This is a genomic window from Rufibacter soli (assembly GCF_054781795.1).
The window spans coordinates 484779-507144 of the sequence record NZ_BAAGTS010000002.1; the positions used below are offsets into that span (position 1 = coordinate 484779).

Here is a 22366-nt window from a genome sequence, read left to right on the forward strand (position 1 = left end):
TTTGAGAAAACGGGCTTAGAACAGAATATGACTAATTGGAGGTATGAAGAAGACATTCAGGAAATTTGTGGCCTCGCTGGCGCTGTTCACCGTGGAGCTGGTGGTGTTATGGACCGTGTTCATTTTATGCATTATCCTTTTCTTCTGGCTGGCCCGCGCCGTGCTGCCCGGGCATGACCTGGGCTTTGACCGGCAGGCCTTCGCCTGGGCCGATGCCCGCGCCAATCCCTTTCTTACTGAAATTATCAAAGGCGTCACGTTTCTGGCCTCGCGCAATTTTATTACCGGGGCGGGGCTCATGATGATCGGGTATTTTCTATTCGTGAAAAAGCATAAATGGTACTCCCTAAAGGTGCCTGTTATTGCCATTGGCAGTATTTCATTGAACCTGTTGCTCAAATATATCATTAACCGGCCCCGGCCGCTGGTACCGCATCTGGTAGACTCTTACGGCCTCAGTTTCCCCAGCGGCCATGCCATGATCAGTGCCTCTTTTTACGGCCTGCTTATTTACCTGGTCTGGAAACACGTGGAAGTGCCTGCCTGGCGGTTTCTGCTGGTGTTTCTTCTTTCCTTGCTTATCCTGCTCATCGGCTTTAGCCGCGTGTACCTGCATGTGCATTACGCCACAGACGTGGTGGCAGGGTTGGTGGCGGGGTTGGGCTGGGTGATTTTGGCCAATGCCCTTATTAACCGCATGGAGAAATTCTCTAAACGCAACCTTAACCCGGTGGTGAAAGGGCAGGAGCAACCGGTGCCGTAAAAGAAACCAGCTGGAAAAGCTTGCCTTGGTTTTTACGTGGGCCGTAGACTAAATTTTTTTTCTGCCGGGCAGTTTTTATAACCCTCTGGAAATCAAGGAGCATAAAATAGAGGGCTGCCCGAACCGGAAAAATATTTCTAGAAAAGGCTTTTGGGCTATTGGAGTTAAACAAAAAGTAGTATTTTTGTGCTCCCTAAAGCAATGAAGGGAAGTGTTGCGCTGGTGGCGAAATTGGTAGACGCACTGTCTTCAGGTGGCAGCGCTTTCGGGCGTGGGAGTTCGAGTCTCCCCCAGCGCACATAAAAAGCCGGTCTCTTTTTGAGGCTGGCTTTTTTATTTCCATTCCGGCCGTCTCTACTTCTTGTCCTGGCCAATCTTTTCCTGGGCGTGAGGGCTTTTGAATCTTTCTACCGTATCTCTTGCGTACACCCCCCAAAACCAAACCAGATGCAACGCAAAAGGGAACATACAGAAAAGGGGATAGCGTCTTTTTTGGCGGTGCTCTCGCTGGAGGTGGTCATTGCGTGGTTGGTGTTTCTGGGGGCCGCGTTTCTGTTTTTCTGGATGACCCATACCGTGTTTGTGGAGCAGGAGAAGGACCTGGACCAGGCCGCCTTTGCCCTGACCAAGGAAATCACCACGCCGCAGGCCACCAGCCTCATGTATTTTGTCACGTTCTTCGGGTCTAAGGATTTTCTGATAGGCGGTTCTATTGCCCTGGCCCTGCTGTTCCTGCTTTTTGAGCGGTGGCAGTTCTACTCAGTGAAAATCATTGCCATTTCTGCCACCACCACGCTGTTTAACCAGAGCATGAAGTTCTTCTTTGACCGCCCCCGGCCAGAGACCGCTTTTCTGGAGCAAAGCGGCAACAGTTTCCCCAGCGGCCACGCCATGATTGGCGGCGCGTTCTGGGGTCTCATTCTCTATCTGGTCTGGACCAACGTGCGCGACCCCGGGCTAAGGTGGTTTCTGGTCACGCTGGTGGGTCTCTGGATTCTGCTCATCGGCTTTAGCCGGGTGTATTTGAATGTGCACTATGCCTCAGATGTGTTGGCGGGCTGGGGGGCGGGCCTTTTCTGGCTCATGATCGCTATTTTCCTGCTCAGGCGGCTGCAGCTACGGCTGGGCCGAAAGGTGGAACGGCAAATGCAGGAATGAGCCAAAGGTCATATTTCTACCGGAAGGCATTATACTTTTCTGGAATTGCTGCGGCATGTAGCGCCAATCTTCTATTTTTGTGAATAAAATTGCTCAATTTACGTCCGCAAATCTTTAGATAGCCATACAGACGTATTCTGTAAAACATTACTCCATGATTATTACGCCAAAAGTACGCGGGTTCATTTGCCTTACTTCCCACCCACAGGGGTGTGCCCAAAATGTGGTGAACCAGATCAACTACGTGAAATCCAAAGGCCCCATTGACGGACCTAAAAGAGTATTGGTGCTGGGTGCCTCTACCGGCTTTGGCCTGGCCTCCAGAATTACCAGTGCCTTTGGCGCGAACGCCGCCACCATTGGCGTCTTCTTTGAAAAGCCTGCCGCCGAAGGCAAGCCGGGCTCCCCGGGATGGTACAACACCGCCGCCTTTGAGCAAGAGGCCCAAAAGGCCGGCCTGTACGCCAAAAGCATTAACGGCGACGCCTTCTCTGACGAAATTAAAAGAACCACCCTTGACCTGATCAAAGCCGATCTGGGCCAGGTGGATCTGGTGATCTATAGTCTGGCTTCGCCGCGCCGGGTGCACCCTAAGACCGGGGTCATCCATAACTCGGTGCTCAAGCCTATTGGCCAGCCGTTCTCTAATAAGACCGTAGATTTCCATACCGGAAACGTGTCTGAGGTAACCATTACCCCGGCCAACGAAGAAGATATTGCCAATACCGTGGCCGTGATGGGTGGCGAGGACTGGGAAATGTGGATTGACGCCCTTAAAGCCGAGAACCTGCTGGCCCCCGGTGCCACTACTGTGGCCTACTCTTACATTGGACCATCGCTGACTGAGGCTGTGTACCGCAAAGGCACCATTGGTCGTGCCAAAGACCACCTGGAGGCCACTGCCTTCACTATTGCAGATAAACTCAAAGACCTGAACGGCAAAGCCTACGTGTCTGTGAACAAGGCCCTGGTGACCCAGGCCAGCTCCGCAATTCCGGTTATTCCGTTGTACATCTCCTTGCTCTATAAAGTGATGAAGGCCAAAGGCCTGCACGAAGGAACCATTGAGCAGATTCAGCGCCTGTTCCAGGACCGTCTCTACACCGGAGGTGAAGTAGCAGTAGACGAGAAAGGCAGAATACGCGTAGACGACTGGGAAATGCGCAATGACGTGCAAGCCGAAGTGGCCGCCCTCTGGGAAAAAGCCACCACCGAGAGCCTTCCTGAAATAGGTGACCTGCAAGGCTACCGCACGGACTTCTTCAACCTGTTCGGGTTTGAAGTACCAGGCGTGAACTATGACGAAGACGTAAACGAAGTAGTGGAAGTACCCGGCCTGGTAAACTAGCCTTCTTCCTATCAATCTTCCTGAAAGGACCTTGTAAGCAAGCAGCCTGGACTTTGTAAAAAAGCCAGCGCCGTTTGCCTGCAAGGTCCTTTTTGTTTTTTAGTATTTTGATGGGCCTGTGGTAGAGGTTTAACGGGCTTTCTTTTGCTTCGAGAATAAGTGAGACCTTGCTGGCTCTTCCATTTCGAGGCTGTTTTTTGAAAAACAGCCTCGAAATGGAAGAGCCAAATACTCTCTTTTTGTAAGTTCCGTGTGATAGGGCCGAAGGTCCAGGGGGGATCTTTCTATCTGAAACAGCCCTTCACTTTGCTGACGCATTTCGTCCCCCTTTGAAGGGGGTAGGGGGATGACTACTCGTGCAGGTGCTTTTTTTGCCTTTTGAAAGATTTTGTGGCGCTTATTGCATGGGCTTTCGGTTCATTTACTGCTTTGGTCATCGCCTACCCCCTTCAAAGGGGGACGAGGAAGAAGGCAGAGGTTGAAAGAAAAGTAGGGGCAATCCCTTGTGGTTGCCCAAACACGTAGCAAACGCAATAGGGCAACCACAAGGGATTGCCCCTACGATATGCAATGTTTTTAAGTATTCGCCATTACTACTGGAAACATTCCCCTCATCCTAACCTTCTCCCTGAGGGAGAAGGAACTACTACTTTACGTTTTGAGGCCGTTTTTTAGAAAACAGGCTCAAAACGCAGTGCCGGCTGCTCAAAAGACCTCGTAGCGTCTCCCAGCCCTGCGAGCGTCTGTGCCGATGGCGTCTTAAATTCTACCGATGAAAGTTTGGGCACTGAAGCTATTTTACTGTTAGATTCTTTTGCTATATGCCTGAAGTCAGTTGCGAAAATTGGTTTCATTTCAAAACGTATGGAAAGAGCTGTTGGTAGAGGCGCAGGTTTTCTTCATCAAACACCACAAAAGTGACCTGCTCTGGGAGTTCATGATGGGCAAGGAATTCCTGGACGGTCTTTACGGCTACCTGGGCGGCTTTGGCTTTGGGGTACCCGTACACACCCGTACTGATGTTGGGAAAGGCGATGGTCTTTATTCCATGTTCCTGGGCCAGGAGAAGGGAGTTGCGGTAGCAGTGGGCCAGTAGTTCTGGTTCATCCCGTTCGCCGCCGCTCCAGACGGGGCCCACGGTATGGATGACATATTGGGCCGGTAGGTTTCCGGCGGCGGTAATGACCGCCTCACCGGTTTCACAGCCACCCTGGCGCGACACGATTTTACGGCACTCCGCTAGAATGGCCGGTCCGCCGGCCCTATGGATGGCCCCGTCTACGCCGCCGCCGCCCAGCAGGCTGGAGTTGGCCGCGTTGACAATGGCGTCTACCTTCACCTTGGTGATGTCTCCCTTTTGTAATTTTATTCTGGTAGCTTCCATGGCTTGGCTTAAGTCTAGTGGTTGGTTCTCAGTGGTTAGTCGTCAGGAATTATAGATAACGTAATTCTGGCCGGCAGATGTACCTTTTGGAAGTAATATACCTACGGTCTGTTTTACCCCTGTTTTTCAAAAAACGGCCCCAAAACAGAAAGCGCTCCCTGCCACCTACTAACTGATCCCCAACAACTAATTACTAAAAGCAAGCCCCTACACTTTCACCCGTACCCGCAGGGCTTTAAGGCCGCTTACGCCTTGCAGTTCTTCTACTTCCAGGTGTTCCACTTCCTCATGGAGCACGCCTTTGTTCTGTAGGTATTCAATGTATTCCAGATACTCATTGGCTTCCCGGGCCTGGGAGTAGGCAATGGCTATTTTACCCGGCTGGGTAAGGCGTTCCTCAGAATCCCGCACCAAGGCTTTGTCTACCCGTTTTTTCACAATTTCATATCTGATGTTGTAGGCACCGTCTACGTCAAACTTGCGCTCGTCTTGCCTAAACCTAATGGCCAGCGGCTGACTGTGGATTAAGATGAGCTGCGTGGTTTCCAGGGGCACTGCCAATTGAGGCTTAAGTTTATGCGCCAGGCGGGTCACCTCACACATAACCATCAGTTGCCACAGCCGGAGGTTGCGCAGGAACATGATGTCAAACGGCTGCCGTTCCTCCAAAGAGGCCCCCACGTAGATGTTGAACTCCACACCATCGGTCTTGAATTTCTCAAAGTAGTGTGGATACATCTGCTGGGCGTTGAGTTCTTCCTGCTCAATGTACTCAGAGATGGTCTCATTGATGAGGGTAAGGCTTTCTTCAAAGGCTTTGCGGCGCTTGTACAAAATGCCCAGTTGGGGGTCCATGGCCTCACGGTAGTTCTGGATGTAGGGCAGCAGATCTGGGTGGGTAGCCTCCAGAAACTCAAACATAGGTTCTACCTGTGTGCGTAACATCTCAAAAATAAGAATACCGTCCTGGGAGAGAAACCCCTTCTTGAGTTGGCGCAGGTGCTTGGAAACCGAGAAACGCAGTTCGTCCAGGATAGGCAGCGTGTGTACTTCCAGGGCTTTTTTCAAGATGCGTTCGGCCAGTTGCAGGTGCTCAGTGAGGTCACCCAGGATAGCGGTGTTCCGTTCAGTGCTGGAACTGCGCACATCGGCGGCGGCGTAGAGCGGGTAAACATCCGGGAACACGATGGGTTCCATTTCCACGGGCCCGCCAGACGCATTCATTTTATCCAGCATGTTGAGGGCGGCCTCCCTGAACCGCCACTCCAGCACCGGATGGATGGCCGTGAACTTCTCCCGGATAACCGCCTGTACCCGCGCCTCAATCTCCTCTGAGTTTCTGTTTACCGCCACAGAGAAAAGGGGCAGGAACTGGTCCATCTTTGCCAGGGAGAAATTGTCCAGGTCGCCTGGGTTGGGCGAACCTAGTTCCAGGATGCCAATGGGCTCATCGCCGTACCGAAGCAGGGCCAAAACAATGTTCCGGATGCCCATGGCCAGCATTTCCTCACGCACGCCGTCTGGCAACTGCTGGGTTTTGGCCACGTCTTTGATCACCAGCGGCTGCCCGTTCTGCACCAGGCTGTCATAAATGGATTTGAACCCTACGTAACTGCTGCTGCTAGGCTCGCTCTGCAATAAAAAGCTGTGGTTGATTTTGTTCCCGAAGTTCACAAACGTGCTTCGGTTTTTGTAGAACGCCGCTACCCCTAACTGCAGGTGCGGGCGTTTAAAGAAAATGCGCACCTTTTCCTGCAATTGCTCAAAGCGGTCGGCGGCCAGCATCACGTCCCGTTCCAGGAGGTCATTTTTAAGCGAAGACAGCACCTCCTGCACGGTTACGTCCACCAGGTGGAGCGTGTAGAAGCCGTTGATCTCAAACAGGCCGGGCGGCAGGGCCTCCATCCAGATATCCATGTTCCGGATGTTGTCCAGCAGGTATTGGATGTCTTTTTCGGCGAGCTCGGGGAGCGGCTGGGTATGCGTAATGTTCAGGAACTGGGTGTTGATCTCTACATTGAAGTGACGGTAGAGGCCCAACTGGTAGTCTGGGACGGTATAAATCAGGAATTCCTCATGGGGTACCTGCACCTGGTAGAATTTCTCCAGAATAAGAAAGTAGACCATGCGCACCCGGTTAAAGAGCATGCGGTGCTCATCAATGTTGAGGGGGCGCTTAAGCAGGTTCTGGTCCGTGAGGATAATCTGCTTGAAGGGGTCTGTGTAGTAAAAACTGACGTCATACGAAGGGCCCACGGTGCCAATGGCTTCCACGTCACGGGTAGCGGGCGGGAAAATGGCGGTCATGAGCAGGTCAACCAGGCATTCATGCTCTTGCAGCACCTTCAGGTCTGTGATGGGTTGCAGCAATTCAGGCGCCTCTTGCAGTAACCGGTCTATTTCCTGGGCACTTAACAGAAAGCTGGTTCTGCAACCGTCTTGCTGCTGTTGCCAATAGTCTATAATTGGTTTAAAGCTTAAATGAGCCTTGAAGGGGAAGGTAGTGACGGTTATCTGGTGTTCTTGGGAGTGCATACACGGCTTTTAACGCAAAAGGAGCCTGACAGATACAAAATACCTGCTATATAAAGGAAACAATATATTTATTAAGGCAGAGAGCGTGAAACAAGCGTTACTCTGGCCCAAAAACAGAAAAGGCCTGCCGGTGGCAAGCCTTTTCAAAGAGTGGTTTTTAACCGGTTACATGGTAGGCAACACCACGGTGTCAATCACGTGTGTTACGCCATTGCTGGAGATAACATCTGCGGTAGACACGTTGGCGCCATTGATCATGACCATGTTGCCCTTGCGGGTTACGGTTAAGGTCTCTCCATTCACAGTCTTCAGTTTCTGGCCGTTCTTCAGGTCTTTGGCCTGCAGCTTGCCTGGTACCACATGATAGGTCAGCACAGAGGTCAGTTTGGCTTTGTTCTCTGGTTTCAGGAGGGTTTCTACCGTGCCGGCCGGTAACTTGTTAAAGGCGGCGTTGGTAGGTGCAAACACTGTGAACGGACCCGGACCCATCAAGGTCTCTGCCAGGCCGGCCGCTTTCACCGCTGCTACCAGGGTAGTATGGTCTTTTGAGCCCAGGGCGTTGGCTACAATGTTTTTAGAAGGCACCATTAAGGCGCCGCCTACCATTACCCCGTCTTTTTTCTCCATACCGGTGGTTTTGGTGGTTTTGGTTTTTGTGGCAGACGTCTGGGCAGAAACAGAAAGGGAAGTGAAGAAAGTAGCTCCCGCTACCGCCATCATGAGAAAGGTTTTTTTCATTGGTTTGTGTTGAGGTTATTAGGTTTGTAGGTAGATATGCCAGACCTACGAGGACCTACTAACAACTGGATTTCTAAGGATAGAAAATAAATTAAACCCCGTGGCAGAAAAGCAATAGAAAGGCGTTTTGGGCCTGTTTTGGCCAAAACAGGCCCAAAACAGCAAGGCCTGAAAACAGAAAAGCCGAAGCATACGCTCCGGCTTTTCCACTTTAAAAATGCTACTGTCTATTTAAAGGTTTCCTTGGTGTCCACCACTTTCACGTCGGTTACCTTCAGCTTGAAGTTGGCGATCTGGGCGTCTTCATCATTCACGGCTTGCGGCAGGCCTTCCTTCACCACGTTGGAGTAGCTCATGGGCGAAGGCGTGTTGTTGCGCAGGGCTTCGGCCAAGGACTGGGCCTCGCTGTCATCCGTCACAATGGTCACAAACACGTTCTCAGCGGTCCAGTACTTTTTGATGGCGCGGTTCACGTCAGCTACGGTGAGTTTGGCCAGCAGCGCGTCCATTTCCTCAATGTAGTCTTTGCGACCAAAGAAGTGGGAGTCCAGCATGAAGCCGAGGCGTTTCTCGGGGGTCTGGATGTAGAGCTTGTTGTAGGAACGCAGGAACTGGCGGGTAATGTCAAAACTCTCCTGCGTGATGCCGTTCTTCACCATTTGGTCCACTTCGCGCAGCGCCAGGCGCAGGGCGAAATGGGCGTGCCCCACGTTGATGTTGCTCAGCTCTTTGTACTGCTCCTTGAGGCCCTCGGCGGTCTGCACCGGCCTGATCCATAAGGCATGGTAGTTGGAAGTTCTGGGCACCCCGGGCACGGGCAGCATGTTGCCGCCGCCGTTTTCATACCACTCAATGTAGGAGTAGTCCCCGTAGTTCATGGAGCGGGTGCTTCTGATTTTCTCATACAGCTGGCCATAGCTCTTGCGGTGCTCGCCCAGGTAAGAGTTGGCTACCATCAAGGCCGCAAAGTCATCTGAAGACCGGTTAATGGCCAAAGGCGATCCGGTAAAGATAGCCGACCCCAGGGCCTTGGGCTGACTGATGATCTCCACCACAACCCCCTCGGGCTGGCGGGGCTTGCCCGGGGTAGGCAGGGCCGGCTGGGTAGCCGACAAGCCTTCCAGGTCGTCTTTGAGCTGGCGCAGGAAGTCAGAAGAGTAATTGCCCGCAATGCCAATGGTCACGTTGTTACGGGTGAAGAAATTGCTGTAGTGGTTCTTCACGTCTTCCAGGGTAATGGCCTTCACGCCGGCGCTGGTGCCCTGGGCAGTGTGCTGGTAATTGGTACCCCGGAACATGAGATCCTCCAGCGCTTTCTTGCTGTAGTCCTCGTCTGAAGACGTGCGTATCACCTGGTCCACGTAGTTCTGCTGGTTAGACTTTACGCGGTTAAAGTCAGCGGCCTCAAAGCGGGGCGTCATTACCAGACCTTTCAGGATTGGGTAGAAATCCTTTAGGAAGTCTTTATGCACCGCAAACGTGAACACGGTCACCTCTTTGTCTACTGAGGCGCCATAGCGGGCGGCCATGGGGTAGATCTTTTCCTGAATCTGGGTATTGGTAAGCTCGCGGGTACCACCAGAGACAATGGTCTGGGCGGTGGCGTAAGTGAGGCCCTGCTTGCCGGCGGGGTCAGTGATGGAGCCGTTCCGGAACATGAGTTTCACAATCACCTTGTCAGACTCAGGCAGGGAGAGTTCCACCACGTCAATGGGCTTGAGCACCACCTGCTCGGGAGAGGGCGCCACCGGCGAAGGGGCCTGGGCCGTAGATTGGGCTGGTTGTTTCTGGCATGCCGCCAGGCTGAGCGCCAAGGGCAGAAGATAGCTTAAGATCTTTTTCATTATTTCACACCTCCTTTATCATTAGGTGAAATGGTGGCAATGGTAAGGCCGCTTTCCACAAAGTATTTCTTGGCCACGTCCATGATGTCCTGGGGCGTTACCTGGTCATAGAGCGCGTAGATCCGGTTCAAGGACTCCGGGTCGCCGGTAAGCCAGATAAAGCGGGCCAGCGAGTTGGCAATGGCGTCTGGGCTGTCCATGCCCATGGCGAAGCTGTAGCGGTTATTGGACTTGGTGTCGGCCAGTTTCTTGGCGTCTACCGGGGTGGTCTTCATCTGGTTCACAGCCTTTACCATCTCGTCTTTCACGTACTGCAGGTCCTCGGCCTTCACCACGGAGGCCGACAGGCTGATCAGGTTGGGATCACGGGAGAAGCTGGGACCGCCGCCCACAAAACGCGCTTTCTGCTCTTGCAACACCAGTTTCTTGTACAGCTCAGAGGTAGGCGAAAACAGAATGCTGGTCATTAGATCAAGGGCAGGCAGTTCTTTGCTTTTCTCAGAATAGGCCGGGCCTTTGTAGCCCAGCATGAGGTACGGCGGAAAACCGGCCTGTTTCACGTGGGCGTGGCGGGTTTCCTTCTGCACTGGCTCTGTCTCAATCTTAGGCTGGTAAGTACCGCGTTTCCAGTTGCCGAAATATTTCTGCGCCAGGCGGTTCACTTCTTCCTGCTTCACGTCGCCCACTACCACAATGGTGGTGTATTCTGGCCGGTAGAAACGGTTGAAGAAGATTTTGGAGTAGTCAAACTGGTTAGGCATGTCTACCACGTCTTTGAAAAAGCCCATGGTGGTGTGCGAGTAGGTGTGTTTTTTAAAGGCGGTGCTGTACACCAGCTCATTCAGCTGGGCGTAGGGGCTAGCCGAGTTCTTGGTGTACTCGCCTTTCACGGCCCCGGCCTCGGTCTTGAAATCATGCACCGAGTACTTGAGGTTCTGGAAACGGTCTCCCTCTACCTCAAACATCTTCTCCAGCATGCCCGCGTTGCCAGTCATGTGGTAGACGGTTCGGTCAATGGAGGTGTTGGCGTTCGCCGAGGCGCCAATGGATTTCAACACCTCCTCGTACTGCTTGGTGTTGTATTTGTCGGTGCCCCTGAACATCATGTGCTCAAAGAAGTGCGCGAACCCGGTTTTGCCCGGCTCCACTTCCTCCCGGGACCCCGCCCGCACCACAATGTAAAAGGCGGCCAGCCCTGGGCTGTTGAACGGCACCGTGACCACGTTCAACCCGTTGGCCAGCTTTTTCTGCTGAATAGGGTAGGGTAAAATCTTGCTGCTGCTTCCTTGGCCCTGTACCCATTGGCTGGAGACCAGCAAACAGAACAGGAGGAGCAAGCTAAGCCCTGTATGTTTTTTCATGTTTGTGTGTGTTTGGTAAATGGCTCCAGCACATGTGTTGTGCTTGCCGGGTGAAATTTACAAAAGGATTTTGGTTTGAGGATGGTTCTGGAGAAAGGGGGTGGAAAAGGGTTTTCAGTTTGGATAGTCAATTCAGGGCACGCCGTTGTTGGTGTTCCTAGGAGCCAACGACTTGAACTGCCCCTCTATTTCCATTTGATCTTGTGCACGCATTTCCGTTTGTTGCTGGCGTGGTGTCTGCTTATGCCTAAGCCCTTATGCTTTCTTGTTTCATCTTTTCCCTCCGAGCGCTCACGGCCGCGGGGCCCCGTCTTTCCCCCTCGCACTGCCCTTGCGGCCGAGTTGTAGTCTGCCTTTAGCAAAGCTATTACAAGGCCACAAGCGAGGCGCTCGAAGTAAAGACTGGAATCGAGGGAATGCGTAGTGGGGATTGGATAAAGGTGGGTAGCGTTCTAGCCACGTTTTTCCGAAAACAGGCGCAAAACGTTCTTCTGCCCTATAGACCGCAGTACCGCTTACTAAACGCAGACTCCCCCCTTGAGGGGAGCGCAGAGGGGTGTTTCCACTGGAGAGCACGCATTCCGTCCCCCTTTGAAGGGGGTAGGGGGATGATATGCGCATTTCTGACTCTGGACTCAAGACTCAGACCTAATTATGTCCGTTTTGGGCCCGTTATTCCCAAAACAGGCCCAAAACGCAGACGCAAAATTCCTTACTCCCCTTCCGTTTTAATGCGGCTGGAGAGGACAGCGACGGCTACGCCCATCAATGCAATGAGGGCGAAGGAGAAGCGGAGGCTGCTAACGCCGGCAACTAGTCCTATCAACGGCGGGCCTACCAGAAATCCGGCAAAGCCGATGGTGGAGACGGCGGCCAGGGCCATGCTGGGGGCCATGGTTTTGCTTCTGCCGGCTACGCTGTAGACTAGTGGGACTACGGCAGATACACCTGCGCCTACCAGAAAGAAGCCTAGAATGGCGGTCCAGAGGCTAGGGAAAAGGACGGCGATGGCCAAGCCCAGAGTAGTGAGCATGCCGCTGGTCTGGAGCACGCGTTTTAAACCAAAGCGGGTGGTAAGGCGGTCGGCGATGAAGCGGGTGAAGGCCATAGTAGACATGAAGGCGGTATAGCCCGCGGCAATCCAGGCTTTTTCGGCACCCACCACTTTCTGGAAATAGACGCCGCTCCAGTCAAACATGGCGCCCTCGCAGATAAGCGAGCAGAAGGCAATCAGGCCCAGGCCCATCAGTTCTTTGTCGGGTTTCACGAACAGGGGCTGGTCTGCGTCGCGGGGCGCGTCTTGCGGCAACGCGAATTGGTAGGCAAGAGCTACGCTAACCAGCACCAGGCCCATAATCAACAGAAAATGAGGTGTGGGTTCCACGCCCATGCCAATCATGAGCGTGCCAAGGGCAGCGCCCGAGAAACCAGCCAGGCTCCAGAGCCCGTGAAAAGACGCCATGATGGATTTCTTGTACAGGTGCTCTACGCCCACAGCCTGGGTGTTCACAGAGATATTACCCATGTTGCTGGCAAACCCGAAGACAAACAAGGCGATCACCAGGTGCAGCACGTTTTGGCTCATGCCTATCAATACCAAGGTACTGCAGTACAGCAAAAGCGCAAAGGTCACTACCTTGCGGCTGCCTACCTTAGAGGTGAGCCAGCCGGTAAAGGGCAAAGACAGCATCAACCCCACAGGCAACGCAAACAAAACCATACCCAAAGCTGACTCTGACAAATGAAGCCGCTGCTGAAGGGAGGGAATACGGGCTCCCCAACTAGAGAAGCAAAGGCCCAACAGGAAAAAAAGGACGCCTACGGCTATTCGGTGGGCTTTGCGGGAAACGGGGGAGGTAAGGGTAAGCAACATGAATTAAGAAAACTTTCGGCAAAAATAGCCCTTTTGTACGGGCTCCATTCATAAAAGACAAATTAGTGTAGATACATGGTTCTATCTGGGCCTAAAAAAGTACCGCCGCCCCGCCAGAAGAAATGGCAGAGCGGCGGCTATTTATTTTAAGGAAAGGCGTTTTGAGCCTGTTTTGGCTAAAACGTGCCCAAAACGCTATTTTTTATTTGCGGCCTTTAAAATAGTGAGCATGTTCATTTCAAGGGTGGGGTAGGCGGTCTCCACAATTCGGCCCACTTCCTGGCCATTACGGTACAGGATAAAGGTAGGCACGGCCGTGATGTTGGCTGTCTTTTCCTCGCCGCCCAGGCCGGTTTTGTCTTCGCGCAGGCTTACAATCTCTAACCGGGAATAGGGCAGGCGGGCCTGGTCCATGATTTTGTACAGGCGGGGCAGTTCCCGCTGGCTGTCCATGCACCAGCTGCCGGTAAAGCCTTTAATGGAAACTCCCTGTAGCAACGGTTGCAGCTCTTCCATGATCTTAGCGTTGGGCTGGTAGCGCAGGTACGCCGGGTGGAACCAGGTGCTATAGGGCTCTTTCTCATACGCAATGCGGGTGGTGGGTCCTATCAGGATGGTCTCACCGGCTTTGGTCTTTTCCTCGCGGTTCTCATTAGGGTTGATGCCCGATGTCTCTGAGCTGGAATAGGTGGTGGTTTGGCGCGCGCAGGCACTGGCCCCCACCGCCAGCACGGTCACAAACAGCAGACGGAATGATTGTCTCAACATAAGTATGGGTTTAAAGGAAGCCGCCAGGAAAAGGGACCCTTTCACTGGCGGATTTTTATGCTCTTACGAAAATATCAAAGGCCTAGATAACCTCCAGCGGACGGGGAGCCTCCAGGTCCACGAACTCACCTTCCCAGCGGGCAATTACGGCGGTGGCCAGACAGTTACCAATCACGTTTACAGAGGTACGGGCCATGTCCATGAGTTCGTCAATGCCCAGGATGATGAAAATTGGCTCCACGGGCAGATTGAATGAGGCAGCAGTACCCAGCAAGATTACCAGCGAGGCGCGCGGCACGCCCGCAATCCCCTTGCTGGTAAGCATAAGCGTGAAGACCATTAACAATTGATGCTCCCATGACATTTCAATGCCGGCGGCCTGCGCCACAAAGATAGAGGCCAGCGAGAGGTAGAGGGTAGAGCCGTCTAGGTTGAAGCTGTAGCCCATGGGCATGACAAAGGCCACAATCTTGCGGGGTACGCCAATAGACTCCATGGCTTCCATGGCACGCGGCAGGGCGGCCTCAGAACTGGTGGTGGCAAAGGCAATAGACACAGGTTCGGCAATGGCTTTTACAAACATTTTCACCGGTATCCGGAAGGCCAGCGCCACGGGTAATAACACCAATAACAGGAACGCAATCAATGCCACATAGAGCGTGGCCAGCAGTTTGAAGAGGTTCACCAGAATACCAAAGCCCATGTGGCCCACGGTATAGGCAATGGCCGCGCCCACGGCAATAGGGGCGAAGTACATGATGATGTTGGTGAACTTGAACATGGTCTCGGCCAAGCTTTCGGTTACTTCCAGCAAGGGGCGGCGCTTGCGCTCATTCAGCATAGCCAGGCCAATCCCGAAGAGCACGCTGAAGACCACAATCTGCAGAACCTGGCCTTCGGCGATGGATTTGGCAATGTTCTCTGGGAAGATGTGCAGCACTATGTCTTGCCAGGTTTGGGGCGGTGGAGCCTGAATCTCATTGCTGGTCTGCCCTTTGAGCACAATACCGTCGCCGGCCCGGCTCAGGTTAATGGCGGCCAAACCAATGAAAAGCGCCACAGTAGTCACCACCTCAAAGTAAATCAAGGCCTTCACGCCCATTTTGCCTACCTGTTTGAGGTTGGAGTGCCCGGCAATACCCACTACCAGCGTGGCAAATACCAGCGGTGCGATGATGGTTTTCACCATCTTGAGGAAGATCTTGCTGAGCACGTTCAGGTTCTGGGCGGCGTCTGGGAAAGTATAGCCAATCTCAGCGCCAATGACCATGCTGACCAGAATCCAGGTGGTGAGGGACTTCTTCTGAACCGCGAAGAGTACCAACACGATAATGCCGGCCCAGCGGGCAATAGTCAGGGCCAGCGGAGGTAACGCGAAGAGCCCATAATTCTGCGCCAGCGTAAGCACTACCGCCACGGTTAGAATCACAAAGGCCAATAAGGCGAGCGTGGATTTTTTCATAAATGAGTTAAGCGCCCATCCGGCAGGAAAGCGGAGAGGAGAGGGTTTAGTGAATGGTTGAATGCCTGCCAATGGGGCAGTTACGGTCTTCCAATCGACAAATATACTTTTTTCTTCCGGTTCGTAAAACCTCGTTTTCAGGGTCTTTAATTTGCCCTTGACGCTGGAAAAACCTTATTTTTATTGGCCTTTCCTTCTTTTTTGCTAGACTTGGGGCTACGAGCTTGCTTACATTTGCCGCTGAAGCTCCAAAAGTCTGGATCAACAACCTGCGTTTCCGTTTTTCTAGCCTTACAGTGCTGCTAAGGGGCTTTAAGGCGCGCCCGCAGAACCTTGCGCCGCCCTTTTACTGGCAAACCACGGGTCAACAAACACTACTAACCTTTCTTACCGCTTATGCTATCATGGACTATTGAGGCACAGGACCTGGCCCTGCGCTTTACCTGGAAAATCTCCCGCAACGCCTCAGACCTGAAAACCAATCTTTTTGTAACCGTAGGTGACGGCCAGTACCAGGGTCGGGGTGAGGCAGCCCCCAATACCCGCTACGGCGAAACCCCTGACCTTTTGCAGGAGCAATTTGCCCATTTGCAGCGCAACGGCTTACCCACTGTGGAATCTGTGGAAGAACTGCAGCACTTAATGGCGCAACACCCCGTGTTTCCGGCACTCAGATTCGCCATTGAGTCTGCGTACGTGCATTACCTGTGTCGCAAAAAAGGACAAACCGTTACCGAGTTTCTGGGCGTGACACTGGTGGCATCAGCGCCTACCGCGTTTTCTTACCCCATCATGGACCCCGGTAAGATTGCCGCCTTTACCCAAGAGCACGGCCTGCACCGCTTTGAGTACCTAAAGGTGAAAGTGAACCAGGAAAGCGGCCTTGACATGCTGGGAGAAGTGGTGCGGTCTTCGCCCCGGCAAGGCCTGATCATTGACGCCAACGAGGCCTGGCAAGACCCAGATTCTTTGCTCAGGTTCTTTGAAGGCCTCAAAAAATACCAGGTAATCATGATTGAGCAGCCCATGCCCTCGGCGTTGCAAGACGAATACCTATACCTGAAGAAGAAAAGCCCCTATGACCTCTTCGCCGATGAGTCTGTCACCGACCACGCTGATTGGGACCTTTTGCAACAGCAGTTCCATGGCGTGAACATGAAGCTCATGAAGGCCGGCGGCTACCTGAACGGCCTGGCCATTCTCAACAAGACCCGCTCCCTGGGCCTGAAGACCATGATTGGCTGCATGATGGAAACCAGCATGGCTATCTGGTCTGCCCTGCAACTGGCCCACGGCATAGATCTGCTTGATTTAGACGGTATGCTGGTAGTGAAAGACGAGCCTTTTAAGTTAGTGCGCGAAGAAGCCGGCAGGTTATACCCCGTGGAACAGCCATAAGCTGTTTTAAGGGTGTTTTTGGAAAAATAGGCTTAAAACAGGGCACCGGGTTTGGATGTTGTTTTTTACATAGTCCTTATTATCCCCAGAAGAGCAGTAGCCGAAATTAGCCATGTTATTACGCAGGTATACCCGCGTAATAACGCGGCTATGCTAAACTTATATTGTAAAGGCTCTATTGCCTGCAACGGTTTAACAGGCTCAATGCAGCTTTTTAGGCCCTTTTGCAGGTTTTAAAGTTGTTTTGGAGGTGTTTTTCGGAAAACATACTAAATACGTTATCCTTTAAATAGAAGGATGGCCGTTTCAAAAGTATGGGGTGGCAAGGGAAAACCTACGCACATAGTGCAGATAAGCGAATGTTTACGTTTACCCGGTAGTTGTGAAATATAAAAATCATGAAAAAAGGTCTTCTTGCGATTCTTCTACTTACAATGATAGTAGGAACCTCCCTCAGCCAATCGAAGAGAAAGAAGAGCCACTTTTACTTGATAATTGGTAGCTGCTTTAAATCTGATACTGTAGACATTAGCATAAATGGGCAGGGGCTTGTAAGAGACGCAGTTGTTGATTCAAACTTTTCTACTGGTGTAACACAACTAGCCATCTACCAAGATGATGATGGTCTTTGGGTACTAAATGAAAATGAGAAAACAGACCTTGGCAGACTGGAAGTGAATAAAACCCTTGCTCTAAACATTAAGATAAATGGAGTGGCAACGTCTAAAAGTATAGATTTAAGAAAGGGATGGGTTCTAATGCTCGACAACTGCTATACTGAATCTAAGGCAGGTAAGCCAGAAAGAACTATAACTATACAGCAGCACAAGAAAACAGTAGTGCTTGAATAAAATTACATTTCACAACACGGCACAAAAGTCAAGCTGCGGCGACACCTTGCTCGTCTTTTGTACTAAACGTTAGCCTCAAATTGCAAATGACTAATAGACTATTATTTCCAGAAGAATACCAAATTAAAATCACTGGATGTTATGAAACTAAAGATATCAGAGGTGTCTTGGCGCCAGAGTATTCCCCATTAGATAATGACCCCTATTACGGCTTAGACGAAAAGGCAGAAAGAACAATCCGCTCTAAATACATGCTCTACCAAGAGTATGAAACGGTGTTTATCTACTTCTCAAGGGCTTTTTTAGAAATCGATTATACTGGAAAGCCTTTCTTCCCATATTTCAAAGGGAGAATAATAAAAACGAACCAAGGCTTAGAGATTTGTGGGAGCGTCAGATATAATAAGCTATTAAGCTTCTTTTTACCTGTCCTGTTTGCGGTTCTGGTGCTTGCAGTGATTATGTTGAACCTGCCTTGGTTTTACCTGGGCTTACCTATTTTGTTTCCCGCCATCATTAAAATCTCAAGCAGGAACCTTAGGAATGAATTAATGAATGATTTAGAAACTAAAGTTGACTCTATTAACAATAGAACAGCATGTGCTAACAACACCTAAACTTCAGTCTCGGCCGACGGCCTCAACCGCCGTTTAGCCTAGTACGTTGCACCCATTGCAAAACGCCTACCTTCCAGGAAAATAAACTAACAATAAACAGAAGGAAGAATATGTCTAAAATAATCTTTGACAGTGGAATATCTCTTGACGGCTTTTTTGCGGGAGATAACCGAAGCCCTAGGAATCCTATGGGTGGTGTATCAGGGCAACTGCATTCCTGGATGTTTCAACAAAAGGCATTCTGGGAATACTTAGGATTGGAGGGAGGCAAAGAAGATGGTCCTGACGGGAAATTCATAAGGGAGACCATTGCCCGTACAGGCGCGTTCATTATGGGAAAACGAATGTTTGAGGAAGGCGAAGCCAGTTGGCCCCATGACCTGTATAAAGCTGATGTGTATGTTTTAACGCATGAAAAGCGAGAGCCTTGGGTTCAGGAAGGAACCACCACGTTTTACTTCATAAATGACGGCATAGAAAGTGCCTTGGCCAAAGCCAAACAATCAGCTAAGGGGAAGGACATTAGAATACAGGGTGGGGCAAACACGATTCAGCAATTTCTGAATGCGGGGCTGGTGGATGAATTCTTTATTCACATTGCCCCTGTATTTTTAGGAAGCGGAATCCGGCTCTTTGACGGTATGGCCAAGGACAAGTATGCCATACAGATAGAAGAAGTAATCCCCTCAGAACTAACCACCCACCTGAGGTATAAGCTGACCAAGAAATAGCAACAGCAGCAGTGGCTTTATAAATGCTTTGTTCTCTTTTCTTTCTTAGGGAATTTGGGTGGTAAACAGGAATATTAATACACTATAGCAGTCACAAGAGAAAAGCAATTGCTGTATAACAGTTTTAACCGTTGTTGAGCTACAGACGCTGGTAGATGTGCACTGAGGTTTTAAAAGATTTTTCTGCCATGATTGCGCCAACAGAAATATAACCGCAGGAGGGCTGCTTTTCTTAGGCAAATGCCCTTTTAAGGCTGTATCTCAACCAAAGGCAAGTCTAGAAGACAGAGGTAAAGGAAGTGCCTAACCTCTGGGAGAGAAACATAAGGACAACCAAAAAGAGAATCTCATAAATGAAAGCGTGAAGAAATGAAACTAGAAAACCGCAGACAGAAGGTAGTGCCCTTTCCCATCTTCCTGGCAAGGCTGGGGCGCTATGCGCTATTTGCTTTCGGCTTGATTCTAGTCTCAGTCTTAATTGGGTCCGTAGGTTACCATCATTTCGGGACCATCTCCTGGCTGGACAGCTTCCATATGGCTTGCATGATTCTGACGGGTATGGGACCGGTGGTGGAAATGACCACAGCCCCGGCAAAAATCTTTTCCTCGCTGTATGCGCTCTACAGCGGGGTGGCATTCCTAAGTATTACCGCGGTGTTTTTTGCTCCCATCATCCATCGGCTGCTGCACATTTTGCACGTGGCCCAGGACGAGGAAGAGAACCCGCCGGCGGGAAAGAAAAACCAAAAGTAGGAGAGGGTGCTTCAGCGGGCGGAACAGTAATAATTGGGCTTGAGGCGCCCTGTCTAGTTTTTTTGCCCAGGTATTCTGGTTCCCGAAAGCGGTGTTGGTTATTGTCCTTTATTACTCTCCGCATCCAGTTGCTGCTGGGCCTTAGCCAGATCAGCGTCTAGTTTCTGGAGCCGGGCGGCATCTGGTTTGCTCTTCACGGCTTTCTCCAGCAGCCTGTTTTTTTCTTCCAGCAGACGCACTTTTTCCTGTAACAGTTTTTGGCGCTCTTGTTGGTGCTGGGCTTGCATGAGTTGTTTTCCCAGGCCGGCGGTGTCACCAGATACAGTGGTAGTTTTTTGCACCACTACCGTAGAGCGGGTAAGGTTGCCTTTCAGATCAAGGCGGTCGCCTTCCTGCAGTTGCACCACTTCGCCGCCAGGCAAGGTAAGCTGTCCGTTGGGTTGCAGCACCGCTCCGTTTTTATAGCTTCTGGCACTGGCCAACGGCGTGAATTTAGTGCCTTGCACCTCTACCGGTACCCCATTTCTGATGATAATTCCCTGGCGCATGGGAGTGACGCTGGTGGTAGTGGTGCGGCCGCTTACCCGTTTCTGGATAGATGCATTTTGAGCCTGCCCCAGCACTGGAGCCAGCAAGGTGCTAAAGAATACGGTAGCTGAGAATAGAAAACGAAGGGACATAAGGCGGTTTTGATTTTGGTGGTTTTACGCTGTTTTTGGGAAAATGGCTCAGAAACAGAAAGAGGCTGTTTTTAAGTGGACTGCTGGCTTTTCTTCCGCTCTTTCAGGTATTGAAAAATGCCCGGTAAAATAGAAAGGAAGATAATGATAGGAATGGCATAATGCAGGTAATCTTTTAGCTGCGGAAACTGCTGGCCAAGGTAATAGCTGGCCAGTACCAGCGAGCAGATCCAGAGGGTGGTGCCTACCAAACTCAAAATGGCAAACCGGCCTAAGTCCATGCCCGTTACGCCAGAAAGCAAAGGATTAAAGGTGCGTACCACCGGCACAAACTTGCCCAGCACAATGGCAGATTTTCCCTTTTCGGTGTAGAATTTCTGGGCGCGTTCCAGGTGCTTGCGTTTAAAATACCAGGTGTCTTGTTTCTGGTAAAGCTTTTTGCCCATGCGGCGCCCAATAAAATAGCCCATCAAATCGCCGGCCACGCCGGCAATGGTCATGCTCGCCAGTAAAACGGCCAAGGGAACGGGCAGCACATTGGCGCCGGCCAGCAAGCCGGTGGCCAGTAGCAAAGAGTCCCCTCCCGGAATCACCAATCCTATCAAGAGCCCTGTCTCTACAAAAACAACGGCTAGAATAAGCGTGAGCCCACCGTACCGTATCATGTTTTCTGGGCTGGAGAAAAGTTCTGCAATGGAAACTAGAAATACCTCTGACATACCAATTGGGAGAAACGCTAGTTAGGCAGTACGCACAATACAAACCCTATGTTGGTGTATATGCTGTTGATTACCCGTATATTTGGGCCTGGGCTATCTTGCTGGTTTTGCGGCAGGTACCTATCTTTGGCATCCTCCACTTTAATTAGGCGGGCACGCATGAACATAGAAGATGAAATTAAGCAGAGTGCCTTTAAAGACGCATTCCACAAAGCTTTTATCAATATTCTTTATACCTCCAACTGGTTGCAGCAAAGGCAGGCAGCCATGTTCAAGCCGTTTGGTATTACCTTGCCCCAGTACAACGTGCTGCGCATTCTGCGGGGCCAACACCCCAAACCTGCCACCGTCAACCTGCTCATTGAGCGTATGTTAGACAAAACTTCTAATGCGTCTAGAATAGTAGACAAACTGGAAACCAAGAAACTGGTGACCCGTGAGCAATGCCCTACAGATAGGCGCACGGTAGACATTCTCATTACTAAAAAAGGCATGGACCTGCTCAAGGAAATGGATTCTCTTGAAGGCGAAAACCATCTGCAGGCCCTTACCCAGGAGGAGGCCACGTACCTAAGCCATTTACTGGATAAAATAAGAAGCTAAATTTCACTTACCTTACCTGCTCTATCAACCTTCTAACCACCATACTTCCATGAAAAAAGTGTTACTTTCTACGCTGGTAGCCGCCGCTATTGGTGTTTCAGCGTTCCAAATGGCTACCCCGGGTACCACCCGTAAAGCTTCTATTGCCCCAACTGCCGTGGCAGAAAACCTGCAGACGTATAAAGTGAGCATGGAAGAAAGCAAAATCACCTGGATTGGCCGCAAAGTAGGGGGGGAGCATAACGGGAACATTAAACTAGCCACCGGTTCTATGCTTTTTGACCGGTTCACGCTACGGGGCGGTACGTTCATCATGGACATGACCACTATTACCTGCAATGACCTGCAGGGTGGCTCCAATGAAAGACTGGTGAAACATCTGCGTTCAGATGACTTCTTTTCTGTAGACAAAAATCCAACCGCCTCTTTTGCCATCACCAACCTGGCCCCTAAGCAGAATGCCAAGGCAGGTACGGCCAATTATACCGTCACCGGCACACTCACCATCAAAGGCATCAGCAATGAGATTTCTTTCCCGGCGCTGGTAACCGTGAAAAAAGGAGTAGCCACGGCCAAAGCCACTCTTAAGTTTGACCGTACCAAGTGGGACATTAAATTCCGGTCTGGCAACTTCTTTGAGAACATAGGCGACAAAGCCATCCAAGACGATGTGGAACTGCAGCTGGAACTGGTAGCCAAAGAGCAAGTGGCCGCCAAAAAAGAGAAAGCAGACAAGAAAGAAAAAGTAGCCAAGTCATAAGCTACCCTTTTCTAAGAACC

Annotated in this window: 20 protein-coding genes and 1 tRNA gene; 11 read left to right on the forward strand and 10 right to left on the reverse strand. The window is 51.2% G+C overall.

Annotated elements, in window-relative coordinates:
* Nucleotides 1–43 precede the first annotated feature (43 nt).
* From ACYVJQ_RS04025 to fabV, 4 genes are all read left to right on the forward strand, one after another.
* The gene (locus tag ACYVJQ_RS04025; RefSeq protein WP_460891773.1) at nucleotides 44–763 is read left to right on the forward strand and encodes a phosphatase PAP2 family protein; all 720 of its coding nucleotides are present in this window, start codon (nucleotides 44–46) and stop codon (nucleotides 761–763) included.
* Between the two features lie 216 nt (nucleotides 764–979).
* A tRNA-Leu gene (locus tag ACYVJQ_RS04030) sits at nucleotides 980–1061 on the forward strand.
* A 149-nt stretch (nucleotides 1062–1210) separates the two neighbouring features.
* On the forward strand, nucleotides 1211–1921 hold the full coding sequence (locus tag ACYVJQ_RS04035; protein ID WP_460891774.1) for a phosphatase PAP2 family protein: 711 nt from the start codon (nucleotides 1211–1213) through the stop codon (nucleotides 1919–1921).
* Between the two features lie 154 nt (nucleotides 1922–2075).
* A complete protein-coding gene (fabV, locus tag ACYVJQ_RS04040) occupies nucleotides 2076–3269 on the forward strand; it encodes an enoyl-ACP reductase FabV (RefSeq protein WP_460891775.1) in 1194 nt (397 codons plus the stop codon).
* A gap of 850 nt (nucleotides 3270–4119) precedes the next feature.
* Here fabV and ACYVJQ_RS04045 read toward each other — a convergent pair.
* From ACYVJQ_RS04045 to ACYVJQ_RS04080, 8 genes are all read right to left on the reverse strand, one after another.
* Entirely contained in the window at nucleotides 4120–4653 is a 534-nt protein-coding gene (locus ACYVJQ_RS04045) for an O-acetyl-ADP-ribose deacetylase (RefSeq protein WP_460891776.1), read from the reverse strand.
* A 207-nt stretch (nucleotides 4654–4860) separates the two neighbouring features.
* Nucleotides 4861–7188, reverse strand: a complete 2328-nt coding sequence (locus ACYVJQ_RS04050; protein WP_460891777.1) for a GAF domain-containing protein — start codon at nucleotides 7186–7188, stop codon at nucleotides 4861–4863.
* A gap of 165 nt (nucleotides 7189–7353) precedes the next feature.
* The gene (locus ACYVJQ_RS04055) at nucleotides 7354–7926 is read right to left on the reverse strand and encodes a fasciclin domain-containing protein (protein WP_460891778.1); all 573 of its coding nucleotides are present in this window, start codon (nucleotides 7924–7926) and stop codon (nucleotides 7354–7356) included.
* Nucleotides 7927–8153: 227 nt separating this feature from the next.
* Nucleotides 8154–9770, reverse strand: coding sequence for a M16 family metallopeptidase (locus tag ACYVJQ_RS04060; RefSeq protein WP_460891779.1), 1617 nt, complete (start codon nucleotides 9768–9770; stop codon nucleotides 8154–8156).
* Complete coding sequence (locus ACYVJQ_RS04065; RefSeq protein ID WP_460891780.1) at nucleotides 9770–11131, reverse strand: M16 family metallopeptidase; 1362 nt, start codon at nucleotides 11129–11131, stop codon at nucleotides 9770–9772. The genes ACYVJQ_RS04060 and ACYVJQ_RS04065 overlap by 1 nt, the downstream gene beginning before the upstream one ends.
* Before the next feature lie 712 nt (nucleotides 11132–11843).
* On the reverse strand, nucleotides 11844–13004 hold the full coding sequence (locus tag ACYVJQ_RS04070) for an MFS transporter (protein ID WP_460891781.1): 1161 nt from the start codon (nucleotides 13002–13004) through the stop codon (nucleotides 11844–11846).
* A gap of 195 nt (nucleotides 13005–13199) precedes the next feature.
* Nucleotides 13200–13772, reverse strand: a complete 573-nt coding sequence (locus ACYVJQ_RS04075) for a thioredoxin family protein (protein ID WP_460891782.1) — start codon at nucleotides 13770–13772, stop codon at nucleotides 13200–13202.
* A gap of 82 nt (nucleotides 13773–13854) precedes the next feature.
* Nucleotides 13855–15234 (reverse strand): dicarboxylate/amino acid:cation symporter, encoded by a 1380-nt coding sequence (locus ACYVJQ_RS04080; RefSeq protein WP_460891783.1) that lies wholly within the window; start codon nucleotides 15232–15234, stop codon nucleotides 13855–13857.
* 396 nt (nucleotides 15235–15630) lie between these two features.
* Here ACYVJQ_RS04080 and ACYVJQ_RS04085 point away from each other — a divergent pair, with 396 nt between their 5' ends.
* The 5 genes from ACYVJQ_RS04085 (at nucleotide 15631) to ACYVJQ_RS04105 (ending at nucleotide 19584) form a co-directional block, all read left to right on the forward strand.
* Nucleotides 15631–16632: an enolase C-terminal domain-like protein gene (locus tag ACYVJQ_RS04085; protein WP_460891784.1), complete on the forward strand. Its 1002-nt coding sequence runs from the start codon at nucleotides 15631–15633 to the stop codon at nucleotides 16630–16632.
* Nucleotides 16633–17030: 398 nt separating this feature from the next.
* Nucleotides 17031–17483 carry a hypothetical protein gene (locus tag ACYVJQ_RS04090; RefSeq protein ID WP_460891785.1) on the forward strand — a complete coding sequence of 151 codons (453 nt, stop codon included), beginning with the start codon at nucleotides 17031–17033 and terminating at the stop codon, nucleotides 17481–17483.
* Between the two features lie 86 nt (nucleotides 17484–17569).
* Entirely contained in the window at nucleotides 17570–18100 is a 531-nt protein-coding gene (locus ACYVJQ_RS04095) for a hypothetical protein (protein WP_460891786.1), read from the forward strand.
* Between the two features lie 110 nt (nucleotides 18101–18210).
* Entirely contained in the window at nucleotides 18211–18831 is a 621-nt protein-coding gene (locus ACYVJQ_RS04100; protein ID WP_460891787.1) for a dihydrofolate reductase family protein, read from the forward strand.
* Nucleotides 18832–19200: 369 nt separating this feature from the next.
* Nucleotides 19201–19584 carry a hypothetical protein gene (locus ACYVJQ_RS04105; protein ID WP_460891788.1) on the forward strand — a complete coding sequence of 128 codons (384 nt, stop codon included), beginning with the start codon at nucleotides 19201–19203 and terminating at the stop codon, nucleotides 19582–19584.
* A 98-nt stretch (nucleotides 19585–19682) separates the two neighbouring features.
* On the opposite strand, the gene ACYVJQ_RS04110 is transcribed toward ACYVJQ_RS04105, so the two are convergent.
* Nucleotides 19683–20264 (reverse strand): DUF6799 domain-containing protein, encoded by a 582-nt coding sequence (locus ACYVJQ_RS04110; RefSeq protein WP_460891789.1) that lies wholly within the window; start codon nucleotides 20262–20264, stop codon nucleotides 19683–19685.
* A 71-nt stretch (nucleotides 20265–20335) separates the two neighbouring features.
* On the reverse strand, nucleotides 20336–20983 hold the full coding sequence (locus tag ACYVJQ_RS04115; protein ID WP_460891790.1) for a DedA family protein: 648 nt from the start codon (nucleotides 20981–20983) through the stop codon (nucleotides 20336–20338).
* Between the two features lie 159 nt (nucleotides 20984–21142).
* On the opposite strand from ACYVJQ_RS04115, the gene ACYVJQ_RS04120 reads away from it, so the two are divergent.
* Together ACYVJQ_RS04120 and ACYVJQ_RS04125 are read left to right on the forward strand one after the other, a co-directional pair.
* Nucleotides 21143–21586, forward strand: a complete 444-nt coding sequence (locus ACYVJQ_RS04120; protein ID WP_460891791.1) for a MarR family winged helix-turn-helix transcriptional regulator — start codon at nucleotides 21143–21145, stop codon at nucleotides 21584–21586.
* 49 nt (nucleotides 21587–21635) lie between these two features.
* Entirely contained in the window at nucleotides 21636–22346 is a 711-nt protein-coding gene (locus ACYVJQ_RS04125; RefSeq protein WP_460891792.1) for a YceI family protein, read from the forward strand.
* The last annotated feature ends 20 nt before the right edge of the window (nucleotides 22347–22366 follow it).

Coding starts and splice junctions, on each gene's coding strand:
- ACYVJQ_RS04025 (WP_460891773.1), top strand. CDS start 44: ATGAAGAAGACATTCAGGAAATTTGTGGCCTCGCTGGCGCTGTTCACC.
- ACYVJQ_RS04035 (WP_460891774.1), top strand. CDS start 1,211: ATGCAACGCAAAAGGGAACATACAGAAAAGGGGATAGCGTCTTTTTTG.
- fabV (WP_460891775.1), top strand. CDS start 2,076: ATGATTATTACGCCAAAAGTACGCGGGTTCATTTGCCTTACTTCCCAC.
- ACYVJQ_RS04045 (WP_460891776.1), bottom strand. CDS start 4,653: ATGGAAGCTACCAGAATAAAATTACAAAAGGGAGACATCACCAAGGTG.
- ACYVJQ_RS04050 (WP_460891777.1), bottom strand. CDS start 7,188: ATGCACTCCCAAGAACACCAGATAACCGTCACTACCTTCCCCTTCAAG.
- ACYVJQ_RS04055 (WP_460891778.1), bottom strand. CDS start 7,926: ATGAAAAAAACCTTTCTCATGATGGCGGTAGCGGGAGCTACTTTCTTC.
- ACYVJQ_RS04060 (WP_460891779.1), bottom strand. CDS start 9,770: ATGAAAAAGATCTTAAGCTATCTTCTGCCCTTGGCGCTCAGCCTGGCG.
- ACYVJQ_RS04065 (WP_460891780.1), bottom strand. CDS start 11,131: ATGAAAAAACATACAGGGCTTAGCTTGCTCCTCCTGTTCTGTTTGCTG.
- ACYVJQ_RS04070 (WP_460891781.1), bottom strand. CDS start 13,004: ATGTTGCTTACCCTTACCTCCCCCGTTTCCCGCAAAGCCCACCGAATA.
- ACYVJQ_RS04075 (WP_460891782.1), bottom strand. CDS start 13,772: ATGTTGAGACAATCATTCCGTCTGCTGTTTGTGACCGTGCTGGCGGTG.
- ACYVJQ_RS04080 (WP_460891783.1), bottom strand. CDS start 15,234: ATGAAAAAATCCACGCTCGCCTTATTGGCCTTTGTGATTCTAACCGTG.
- ACYVJQ_RS04085 (WP_460891784.1), top strand. CDS start 15,631: ATGCTATCATGGACTATTGAGGCACAGGACCTGGCCCTGCGCTTTACC.
- ACYVJQ_RS04090 (WP_460891785.1), top strand. CDS start 17,031: ATGAAAAAAGGTCTTCTTGCGATTCTTCTACTTACAATGATAGTAGGA.
- ACYVJQ_RS04095 (WP_460891786.1), top strand. CDS start 17,570: ATGACTAATAGACTATTATTTCCAGAAGAATACCAAATTAAAATCACT.
- ACYVJQ_RS04100 (WP_460891787.1), top strand. CDS start 18,211: ATGTCTAAAATAATCTTTGACAGTGGAATATCTCTTGACGGCTTTTTT.
- ACYVJQ_RS04105 (WP_460891788.1), top strand. CDS start 19,201: ATGAAACTAGAAAACCGCAGACAGAAGGTAGTGCCCTTTCCCATCTTC.
- ACYVJQ_RS04110 (WP_460891789.1), bottom strand. CDS start 20,264: ATGTCCCTTCGTTTTCTATTCTCAGCTACCGTATTCTTTAGCACCTTG.
- ACYVJQ_RS04115 (WP_460891790.1), bottom strand. CDS start 20,983: ATGTCAGAGGTATTTCTAGTTTCCATTGCAGAACTTTTCTCCAGCCCA.
- ACYVJQ_RS04120 (WP_460891791.1), top strand. CDS start 21,143: ATGAACATAGAAGATGAAATTAAGCAGAGTGCCTTTAAAGACGCATTC.
- ACYVJQ_RS04125 (WP_460891792.1), top strand. CDS start 21,636: ATGAAAAAAGTGTTACTTTCTACGCTGGTAGCCGCCGCTATTGGTGTT.